Annotated in this window: 10 protein-coding genes and 1 pseudogene; 7 read left to right on the forward strand and 4 right to left on the reverse strand. The window is 71.8% G+C overall.

The genetic code is table 11. The features are described 5' to 3' along the window. Window positions 1–19: 19 nt before the first annotated feature. From GUY61_RS29005 to GUY61_RS29020, 4 genes are all read right to left on the reverse strand, one after another. Window positions 20–1,255, reverse strand: coding sequence for a cytochrome P450 (locus tag GUY61_RS29005; RefSeq protein WP_166633224.1), 1,236 nt, complete (start codon window positions 1,253–1,255; stop codon window positions 20–22). 262 nt (window positions 1,256–1,517) lie between these two features. Continuing rightward, entirely contained in the window at window positions 1,518–1,937 is a 420-nt protein-coding gene (locus GUY61_RS29010) for a DUF4260 family protein (protein ID WP_166633225.1), read from the reverse strand. Window positions 1,938–2,171: 234 nt separating this feature from the next. After that, a complete protein-coding gene (locus GUY61_RS29015) occupies window positions 2,172–2,945 on the reverse strand; it encodes a thioesterase II family protein (protein WP_243766830.1) in 774 nt (257 codons plus the stop codon). 181 nt (window positions 2,946–3,126) lie between these two features. After that, entirely contained in the window at window positions 3,127–3,927 is an 801-nt protein-coding gene (locus GUY61_RS29020) for an AfsR/SARP family transcriptional regulator (protein ID WP_166633226.1), read from the reverse strand. Window positions 3,928–4,372: 445 nt separating this feature from the next. Between GUY61_RS29020 and GUY61_RS40620 the strand changes: the two genes are divergently transcribed. From GUY61_RS40620 to GUY61_RS29055, 7 genes and pseudogenes are all read left to right on the forward strand, one after another. Continuing rightward, window positions 4,373–4,543: a hypothetical protein gene (locus GUY61_RS40620; RefSeq protein WP_243766831.1), complete on the forward strand. Its 171-nt coding sequence runs from the start codon at window positions 4,373–4,375 to the stop codon at window positions 4,541–4,543. Further along, window positions 4,534–6,354 carry a glycerophosphodiester phosphodiesterase family protein gene (locus GUY61_RS40625; RefSeq protein ID WP_313896927.1) on the forward strand — a complete coding sequence of 607 codons (1,821 nt, stop codon included), beginning with the start codon at window positions 4,534–4,536 and terminating at the stop codon, window positions 6,352–6,354. Before GUY61_RS40620 ends, GUY61_RS40625 begins: the two co-directional genes overlap by 10 nt. A 190-nt stretch (window positions 6,355–6,544) precedes the next feature. Beyond that, window positions 6,545–6,928 (forward strand): annotated as a pseudogene (locus tag GUY61_RS40630) (transporter substrate-binding domain-containing protein); the annotation flags it as partial. Continuing rightward, window positions 6,925–7,725, forward strand: coding sequence for an amino acid ABC transporter permease (locus tag GUY61_RS29040; protein ID WP_166633227.1), 801 nt, complete (start codon window positions 6,925–6,927; stop codon window positions 7,723–7,725). The pseudogene GUY61_RS40630 and the gene GUY61_RS29040, both read left to right, overlap by 4 nt. A gap of 8 nt (window positions 7,726–7,733) precedes the next feature. Further along, entirely contained in the window at window positions 7,734–8,552 is an 819-nt protein-coding gene (locus GUY61_RS29045) for an amino acid ABC transporter ATP-binding protein (RefSeq protein WP_166633228.1), read from the forward strand. A gap of 106 nt (window positions 8,553–8,658) precedes the next feature. Further along, window positions 8,659–8,886 (forward strand): hypothetical protein, encoded by a 228-nt coding sequence (locus GUY61_RS29050; RefSeq protein ID WP_166633229.1) that lies wholly within the window; start codon window positions 8,659–8,661, stop codon window positions 8,884–8,886. A gap of 273 nt (window positions 8,887–9,159) precedes the next feature. Further along, window positions 9,160–9,901 (forward strand): MBL fold metallo-hydrolase (locus GUY61_RS29055; protein ID WP_166633230.1); only part of this gene is annotated, 742 nt, incomplete at its 3' end.

Consider the following 9,901-nt stretch of genomic DNA (forward strand, 5'->3'; position numbering starts at 1 on the left):
CGGCACCGAGCGGGGAGGATCACCAGGTGACGGGCAGCCGGGTCAGGCCGTGCACCATCATCCCGGTCGTGAGCTCCAGGTCCTCGACGTCCTCCGCGAGCCGCAGCCCGGGGAAGCGGGTCAGCAGCGAGGAGATGACGATCTGCAGCTCGGCCCTGGCCAGCGCCGCGCCGACGCAGAAGTGGGGGCCGTGGCCGAACGCGACGTGGTGGACGGCCTCGGGACGCGTCGGGTCGAACTCGTTCGGCAGGGCGTCGGTGAAGCGCGAGGGGTCCTGGTTGGCGGAGCAGACCGCCGCGAGGACCGCGCTGCCCTTGGGAATCACGGTTCCGCCGACCTCGACGTCCTCCAGGGTGATCCGCAGCGGGCCTCCGTCACCGATCGGGTTGACGCGCAGCAGCTCCTCGACCGCGTGCTCGATCATCTCGGGCTTCTCGCGCAGCGCGGCCATGTGCTCCGGGTGTCGCAGCAGGGTCAGGACACACTTGCCGATCATGCTGACGGTGGTCTCGTGGCCGGCGACGAGGATGGTCGCCGCCATGACGATCAGTTCGTACTCGCTGAGGCTGCCCTCCTCGTCGTGGGCGGCGACGAGCGCGCCCATCAGGTCGTCCGTGGGCTCCTCCCGCTTGCGCTTGACCAGTTCGGCGAGGTAGCCGATCATCGCGTTGCGCTGGGTCTCCATCTCCTCGGCGGTGTGCGAGGTCAGCGATACGAAGGCGTCCGACCACTCGCGGAACCTGTCGCGGTCCTCGAAGGGCACGCCGAGCAGTTCGCAGATCACCATCACCGGCAGCGGGAAGGCCAGCGCTTCGTTGAGGTCGACGGGCCGGTCGGCCTTCTCCATGGCGTCCAGGAGGCCGTCGGTGAGCTCCTGGATCCGCGGCCGCATGTTCTGCACCCGGCGGGCGGTGAACACCCTCGAGACGAGCCTGCGCAGCCGGGTGTGCTGGGGCGCGTCCGTGGTGAACAGGCTGCCCGGTACGGGAGGCGTGGAGGTGAGCTGCGGAGCGTCGGGCTCGATGGTGGCGGCCCGGCTGAACCTGGCGTCCGCGAGGACGGTGCGCACATCGTCGTAACGGGTCACCACATAGCCCTCGTCGCCACTGGGCAGCCTGACGTGGGCGACGGGGCACTTGGCCCGCAACTCCTCGTAGACGGGCGGCACTTCGACGGCCGAGGGGCGGTGGAACGGGTAGTCCAGTACGGGCCGGCCGGCCTCCGGCCCGGCGTGCGCCGTGTCCGTCGTTTCCATGGGTTTCCCTCCGGCAACAGGTGCTCAGCGGTTACTTGTGTGCGGTGGTTCCTGGTGTCCGCCGGGCGGCCGAGGGCACGCGGTCGGGGACCCGGACGAGCCTCGCAGCAAGGGCTTGTGCGGAGCCAAAGCGCCGCCTGGGCAGGCCCGCTCCGGTCCCGCTTCCGGGACGGAAACGGCCCGCCGTCCCCGGGAAGGAAGCGGCCCGCCGTCCCCGGGCGGGGAGGGCGGGCCACCGTCGCGGCGGCGTCGTCGCCGTGTGTCAGCGCTGCCAGCCCTCGGGGGTGCGCAGGCCGAAGCCGAAGGCCCGGTCGGAGGCGACGTGGTGCATCCAGGCCAGGCCGAAGGTGAACAGGGAGACGGCGAGGCCCTGGCTCTCGGGGATCAGGCAGGTGAGCATGACGACGAAGGGTACGGCGGGCCGGTGCAGGAGGTTGTAGACGGGAACGGCCCTGCGGGGCAGTTGACCGTGCCGGTGCGGGCCCGGGGCACCGACACCGGCCAGGAACGACAGGTCGGGTGCGATGACGCCGAGCACCGCCGCGACGATCACCCATCCGCCGTACTTGGCCGCCTCGAAGACCGTCCACACCAGCAGGAAGACGGCCAGCACCCCCCATGCGACGCGGACCTGCCGCGAGGCCGAACTCCTGGTGGCGCCTTCCGCGGCGTCGTGTGTCACGGAACTTGTTTCCTTTCACGATGGGCACGTTGGGGACGGACGGGTTCGCCGGGACCACGCCGAACGCGGCGCGGTGTTCCCGGAAGGCCACCGGAACGCCCCCTTCCCCGCTCCACGGTGTCAGTGCACCGGGAGCCGGGAACAGGGATGCCGCCACGAACACGGCATGACATGTGCGGGGGCCGGACCGTGAGAACTTCACGGTCCGGCCTCCGCGGCCGCGGCGTCAGCCTGTTACACCGCGACCCGTTCCGTGGCGTAACGCCGCGTGAGCGCGGCGAGTTCGCGCAGGAAGGCGCCCTCGTCCGACCGGACGAAGAAGTGCCCGCCCGGCATGGTCCGCACTTCGCAGCCGCGTCCCGCGTGCCGCTGCCAGGAGTGCACCTCGGGCACGGTGACCAGCCGGTCCCCGCGTCCGGCGAACAGGTGCAGGGGCACCCGCAGCGGCTCGGCGTGCGCGCTTGTGGTGCCGGCGCACAGCCGGAGGTCGTCGCGGGCCACCGGAAGCAGCGCGGAGAGGAACTCGGGGTGGTCGAGCAGGGTCTGCGGGATGCCGCCGAGGGCCGCCAGGCCGGCCACGAGTTCCTCGTCGCTGGCGTCCGGGTCGGCTATCGCGGGGGCCGGCAGGTGCGGGGCCCGGTAGGCGCTCAGGACGAGCGCCTGGGGCAGGCTCGCTCCGCGCCGCTGCCGCCGCCGGGCGAGTGAATACGCGATCAGCGCACCCATGCTGTGGCCGTAGAAGATGTGGGGCCGGGACAGCTCCTCGTCGAGCTGCGCGTCCATGTCGTCGATGAGTGCGTCCAGGTCCGTGAACCTGGGCTCGTTGATCCGTCCTTCGCGGCCGGGCAGTTGTACGGGCATCACCCGTACTCCGGCGTCATGGGCGTCGAGGCCGCGCTGCCATCGCCCGTACGCCGAGGCTCCCCCGCCCGCGTACGGAAAGCAGAACAGCCGTGTCTCCGGGCCCGGTTCGTCGTCCGGGCGCCTCCGGGACAGGTATCGCGTCATCTTGCTCCGCCTCGGGGTCCGTCCAGGGTGAGTTGCCGACCGGGCCCGCCGTCGGCGGTGCCCGGCAGCCGACCGGACGGGCGGGGACCGCGCGTGACGTACCACCGCCCGGCCGGGAGGTTTGCCCGGATCCCTGGTGGGGCGAGCCCGGCCGGCGCGGCCCCCAGAGTGCCGGGAACCGCTAAAAGGCCGCCAAACTCGGCACGCGGGTGTCGAGTTGGGGGTCGGCGGCCAGGATCGCCCGGTGCAGTTGCTGAACGCGCTGGGAAGGCTCAATGCCCAGCTCCTGGACGGTCGACGCGCGTAGCTGTCGAAAAATCTCGAGCGCCTGCCACGAACGTCCGCACCGGTAGAGCGCCAGCATCAGCAGCGCGTGCAGGTTCTCCTGGAGCGGGAAGCGAGCGGTGAGCGCGAGGAGTTCACCGATCACCTCGGCATGCCTGCCGAGCCGCAGGTCGGCGGTGATCCGCCCCTCCAGCGCCGAGCGCCGCGCCTCGTCCAGCCGGAGCAGTTCGGCACGCAGCGCGGGTCCGATGCGCACGTCCGCGAGGACCGGGCCGCGCCACATGCCGAGCGCCTCGCCGAGCAGCTTGGAGGCGACCTCGTCGTCCCCGCCGGCCAGGGCCCGCAGCCCGCGCCCGGTGAGCTGCTGGAAGACGTCGGCCTCCACGACGGGCGTCGGCATGTTCAGTGAGTACCCGGCGTAGCTGCGGCTCAGCACCTCTTTCGGCTCACGCTCGTGGTCAGGCCCCAGGGCCGCGGCGATGGCCCGGCGCAGCTGCTTGACGTACGTCTGCACCACACCTGCCGGTCCGCTGGGGGGACTTGAGTCCCACAGCTCCTCCGTCAGGGTCGTCACATTGACGTCCCAGCCCGCGTTGACCGCCAGCAGCGCCAGCATCTGGCGCGGCTTGGCCGCGCTCGGCACCACGGAGGTGCCGTCGATGCGTACCACGAGCGGCCCGAGAACGCCGATCTCCATGCCACAGCTCCTTCCGCCTAGCGGAACACTGGCACGTTTTCAACGACCGCGACACTTAGCCGATCATGATCCTGGCGGGAATATGACCGTCTCGGGATATGAGATTTTCATACGCCCCCTTGAGGGCGTCACTCGGAGGACGCGTCAGGCGGTGGACGATCAGGGCACGGGGACGCGCGTCGACAGCGGCGGAATCCGGCCCTGAAAGGCCTTTCGCACACCACTGATGAACCTTAAACCAAGCGACACTCCCCGGCTGCCGGTTCGCGGCACCGGGGTCGCTTCCCGGCCACCGCCGGGTGCGACCGTGCCCCGGTGCCGGCCTCATTCCCTCCGCCCGCGACGACGTACGCCGCTGCCGACTCCCCTGGCCGGCGGGCTCCGCCGCACCGGCCGCGGGCGGCGCGTCGACGGGGGCACTTCCCGCCGGGGAGGTGCCGTACCGGTGGTCGCCGCCCTTGGCCCGGCGCTCTGCCCGTGGTACGCGGTGTGGATGCCGTTCCTCATCGCCGCCACCGCGCCGGACGGACCGGTGCGGCGCGCCGTCGCCGCCGCCGGCTGTGTGCTCGCCCTGGCCGTGCTGCCCAGCGGATTCGCCCGAGCGCCGTGCACTTGATCCTCGCCGCGAGCGGCGGCCCGCTCGCCGTCCTGGCGCTGTGGCACATCCGGCAGCCCGGAAGGGCCACCAGTTTCGGCCAGGTCGAGCTGCTGCCGCTCACGCCGGTCCTTGCCGACGCCCGCCCGCCGACCGCACGGTGGAGCAGGTGGGCGGGCGCAGGCATCGGGCCGGCGGCGGCGGTCGAGCCGACCCCCGCGCCCTTCATCGGCCTCCTGCTGCTCACCGGCCGGAGGCGTGCCCCGCCGCGGCCGTGCCGGTGGCGGCGGTGGCCACCCTGCCGGCGGCCCGTGTGGCCCCGGACGCCTCCCCGGCAGGGCGTCGTCGGCCGGTCGGCCGAGCCCGCGAAGCCCGGCGACGCCGCCTGCCCGGTCACCCGGGTGCACCACCTGGTTTGGCTGATTCCCGCCTTCGTCGTGCTCGCCCGTACCGCGCCGCGCTCCCGTGCGCGCGGGCCACTCGCCCTGACGGCAGCCGCCGTGTACGCCCAGCAGCGCCCGGCGCGGCTGTGGCGTTTCGACGAGGACGGTGTCGACGCGTTCGTGGGCGGCAACCTCTGTGTGTGCTCACCCTCGGTCCGGCCCTCGGTCCGACCCTGCCTGTCGCCATGCCGGGGGCGGCCGGGCACCGTGCCCGGTGAACGGCCGAACCGCCCTGCCCCGCCAGGAGAAACAGCAAATCCCGAGGACTCCCAGAAAGGGACACCCATGACCTCACGCACCCGTATGCCGAGACGTATCGCCCGGCTGCTCGCCCCGCTGACCGCGTTGTGCTGCGCCACCGCGCTGTTGGCGGCGGAGCCGGCAGCCGCCCGCCCGCTCCCCCAGGTCCACCGCCCGGCGGGTCCGCGCGGTTTCGACCTCCAGGCCCACCGGGGCGGCCTCGGGCTTGTCGTGGAGAGCACGCTCGACGCGTTCTCCAGCGGTCTCGCCGTGGGGGTGAGCACCCTGGAGCTCGATGTCCAGATCACCGAGGACCATCGTGCGGTCGTCACCCACGACCGGAAGGTCTCCGGTGCCAAGTGCCAGGACACCGGCCCGGTCGTCCCCGGCGACCCGGAGTTCCCGTACGTCGGAAAGTACGTCACTCACCTGACGCTCGCTCAGGTACGTACGCTGGACTGCGGATCGAGGACGCTGCCGCAGTTCCCCGCGCAGCGGCCCAGCCCAGGGGCGCGGATGCCGCTGCTGACCGAGGTGTTCGACCTTGTGAAGCGCCGGGGCGCACACGGGGTGTGGCTCAACATCGAGACGAAGGTCGAGGCGGGCGCGCCCCATGAGACGGCGTCTCGCGAGGAGTTCGTGCGGATCGTGGCCCGGCAGGTGCGCGCGTCGGGCCTGGCCCGGAGGGTGTCGGTCCAGAGCTTCGACTGGGGTGCGCTGATGCGGATGCGGCAAGTGGCCCCCGAACTGCCGATCGTGGCACTCACCAACGGGGCGCAGTTCCTCCAGCCCGGACTGCCGGGCGCCTCGCCGTGGCTCGGCGGGATCGACATCGACGACTTCGACGGCGATGTCGTCGCCGCGGTGGACTCCTTCGGGGCGGACGTGCTGTCCCCCGTGCACGGCGACCCGCAGGGCGGCTCCGTCACCGACCCCGGCTATGTCCCGTACACGACGAAGAGCCTGGTCCGCTCCGCGCACCGGGCCGGCATCAGGGTCGTCCCGTGGACGGTCGACGACCGCGCCACGATGAACAAGCTGATCGACGACGGAGTCGACGGCCTCATCACCGACTATCCCGACCGGCTGCGCGAGGTCATGGCGGAGCGGGGCCTGAAGCTCCCCAAGCGCTATCCCGCCCGCGGCTGAGCTCCCTGTTCCGGCCCGCGGCCGAGGCGTACGACTGGGCCGCGCCGTGGCCGCACCGCCGGGGCGCGGCCACGGCGCCGGGCCGGCGGCCGGACACGTCGCGGGAACCGGCCGGGACCGCCGCCGCGGAGACGCACCGGCCCCGGCCGGTCGCTGGGGCGGAGGCGGAGAACAAGAGCGGAATCACAGGCTCGCGGACGTCAAGTCCGGGAACAAGAAGCTCGGCGCCCAGGCGGAGACCACCGGAGAGAGCTACTCGAAGGGCCAGGGCTTCGACCCGGTGGCCTTCGAGAGCTCCGACGCCGTGCTCAACGGGCTGCGCACAGGCCAGGTGGACGCCGTCGTCATCGACTACCCGGTCGTGCAGGGCTGGCTCAAGGACAAGGCCAACGCCGACGCCTTCGCCCTCGGCGAGAACATCGACACGGGCGAGCAGTACGGCTTCTCGGTGAAGAAGGGCAACGACAAGCTGCGCGCGGCCATCGACAAGGCCATCGAGGACGCCAGGGCGGACGGTACGTACGACAAGCTCTACGAGAAGTGGATCGGCCCGCTCCGCGGGGCCCGCTCGTGACCTCGCGGCTCAGCAGGCGCCAGCGGCGCCGCGTCTCGCAGGGTATTCAGTACGCCGCCTTCGTGGCGGTGCTGATCCTCGTCGGCACGACGGCCGACTGGAACCGGTTGCGCAACCAGTTCGCCCAGCAGGACCTCGCCGAGAGGCTGTTCCCCGACATCATCACCATCGCGCTGCGCAACACGGTGGTGTACACGCTGTCCGGCTTCCTCTTCGGTCTGGTGCTGGGCCTGGTCGTCGCCCTGATGCGGCTGTCCTCGGTCGCCCCCTACCGCTGGGTGGCGACCGTCTACATCGAGCTCTTCCGTGGCCTGCCCGCGCTGCTGATCTTCATCTTCGTCGGCGTTGCCGTGCCACTGGCCTTCCCTGGCACCGAGATCCCCGGCGGCACGTACGGAAAGGTGGCGCTCGCTCTCGGGCTGGTCGCCGCCGCCTACATGGCCGAGACGATCAGGGCCGGAATCCAGGCGGTTCCGAAGGGGCAGATGGAGGCCGCGCGCTCGCTCGGCTTCTCGCACGCCCGCGCCATGATGTCCGTGATCATCCCGCAGGCCTTCCGGATCGTCGTCCCGCCGCTCACCAACGAACTGGTGCTGCTGTTCAAGGACTCCTCCCTGGTGCTGTTCCTCGGCGTCACCCTGGAGGAGCGGGAGTTGACCAAGTTCGGCAGGGACCTGGCGAGCCAGACCGCCAACTCCACTCCGATCCTCGTCGCCGGGCTGTGCTACCTCCTCGTCACCGTGCCCCTGAGCCTCGTGGTGCGCCGCCTCGAAGCCCGTACCGAGAAGGCCAGGTGAACACCGGCATGAGCAAGGACGACGTCACCCGCGAAGACCCGGGGGCGGGGCGCGCCGAGATCGAGGTACGGGGGCTCCACAAGTCCTTCGGGGACAACAAGGTCCTCCGGGGCATCGACCTGGACGTCGCCAGGGGCGAGGTGGTCTGCGTCATCGGACCCTCGGGATCCGGCAAGTCCACGCTGCTGCGCTGCGTCAACCTGCTGGAGGATCCCACCTCGGGCCGAATCTTCGTCGGCGGCACCGAGGTCACGGACCTCGACGTCGGCATCGACGCGGTGCGCCGCCGGATCGGCATGGTCTTCCAGCAGTTCAACCTCTTTCCGCATCTCACCGTGACCGAGAACCTCACCCTGCCGCAGCGCCGGGTGCTGCGGCGGGACCGGGCACGGGCGGCACGCGTCGCACGGGAGAACCTGGAGCGCGTGGGGCTGTCCGGGAAGGCGGACGCCTACCCGGCGCAGCTCTCCGGCGGCCAGCAGCAGCGGGTGGCCATCGCCCGTGCCCTGGCCATGGACCCGGAGGTGATGCTCTTCGACGAGCCCACCTCCGCCCTGGACCCGGAGCTGGTGGGCGATGTTCTCGCGGTGATGCGGATGCTGGCCGCGGAGGGCATGACGATGATGGTCGTCACCCACGAGATGAGCTTCGCCCGGGAGGTCGCCGACCGGGTGGTGTTCATGGACGAGGGTCTGATCGTCGAGGAGGGTCCGGCGGCCCGCGTCGTGGGCGATCCGCGGCACGAGCGGACGAGGAACTTCCTGACGCGCATCCTCGACCCGGCGGCCGCCGCGCAGCCGGGGCCGAAGACCGGCGAGGAGGGATAGACCGGCCGCGCGGCCGGACAGCCGGACCGGCGGCACGCTGAACACGGTCCGTCCGGATCCCGTACCCCAGGGAAAGACAGGCCGCTCGTCCGTCCCCGGAGTTCCGATGTTCCGCACCCTCCGCGCTTCCGCCACGACCGCGCCCCTGCCGGTCTGGGCCCTGGCCGCCGCCCTGCTGCTGACCGGGTGCGGCGGCTCCCCGGACGGCGAAGGTGAGCCGGAAGGCCGGAGACCGGCCGATCCGCGGTCGGCCATGGAGGAGGCCAGGGCCGAGCTCGGGGGGACGATCGAGGAGACCGGGCCCATGGGCACCGCGCCGTCGCCCACGGGGTGAGCCGCGCCTCTCCGTCGCGGCCGGCCACCGCTCGCCCTGCCTGTCCCTGCCCGTCCTCCCCGCTCCCGCCGAGCTCCCTCCCCTCGGCTCCGCCCCGCTCCGCGCGAGCCCGTGCCGCATGTGCCGCATGTGCCGGATGTGCACATCCCGCCGGGCGGGGAACCCGCTGAACTGGGCTGATCAATGCCCCAACAGGTATGTCTGCTACGGTCGTTTATACCCCTAGGGGTACGGGTCGACCGAGGGAAAGCCGAGGGAAGGAAGTGGTCCGCCGTGTTCTTCGTGGACACCATCGAGGTGGCGGGGCTGGGCAACCGCAGCTATCTCGCCGGCGGTCCGGACAGCGCCGTGGCGGTCGACCCTCCGAGGGACATCGACCGCGTGATCACCGTGGCCGCACAGCGGGGTGTGCGCCTCTCACACGTGGTCGAGACACATGTGCACAACGACTATGTGACGGGCGGGCTGGAACTCGCCCAGGTGACCGGAGCGGCGTACCTGGTCCCCGCGCAGGCCCAGGTGTCGTACAACCGGGTCCCGGTGGCCGACGGCGACCGTGTGGAGATCGACACCGGTCTCGTGCTGCGCGCACTGGCCACGCCCGGCCACACCCCGCACCACATGTCGTACGTACTCGAGGAGGACGGCCGACCGGTGGCCGCCTTCACCGGCGGTTCGCTGCTCATCGGCACCGTCGGGCGCCCGGATCTGGTCGAGCCCCGGCTGACGGGCGAACTGGCCCGCGCCCAGCACGCGTCCGCGCACCGGCTCGCCGCCGAACTCCCCGACGAGACCGCGGTCCTGCCCACACACGGCTTCGGCAGCTTCTGCTCCTCCTCACAGAGCGAGGGCGACGCGTCCACCATCGGCAAGGAGCGCACCGGCAACGAGGCGCTGGTCAAGGATGCCGACACCTTCGTCGCCGACCTGCTGGCAGGCCTCGACGACATTCCCGCGTACTACGCGCACATGGGCCCGGTGAACGCCGCCGGCCCGCCCCCCGTCGACCTGACCC

It is taken from the genome of Streptomyces sp. GC420 (assembly GCF_009916105.1).
Taxonomy (GTDB): domain Bacteria; phylum Actinomycetota; class Actinomycetes; order Streptomycetales; family Streptomycetaceae; genus Streptomyces.

Bases quoted from the DNA above. Each gene is read 5' to 3' on its own strand.
- GUY61_RS29005 (WP_166633224.1), bottom strand. From the start codon at position 1,255: ATGGAAACGACGGACACGGCGCACGCCGGGCCGGAGGCCGGCCGGCCC.
- GUY61_RS29015 (WP_243766830.1), bottom strand. From the start codon at position 2,945: ATGACGCGATACCTGTCCCGGAGGCGCCCGGACGACGAACCGGGCCCG.
- GUY61_RS29020 (WP_166633226.1), bottom strand. From the start codon at position 3,927: ATGGAGATCGGCGTTCTCGGGCCGCTCGTGGTACGCATCGACGGCACC.
- GUY61_RS29045 (WP_166633228.1), top strand. From the start codon at position 7,734: ATGAGCAAGGACGACGTCACCCGCGAAGACCCGGGGGCGGGGCGCGCC.
- GUY61_RS29050 (WP_166633229.1), top strand. From the start codon at position 8,659: ATGTTCCGCACCCTCCGCGCTTCCGCCACGACCGCGCCCCTGCCGGTC.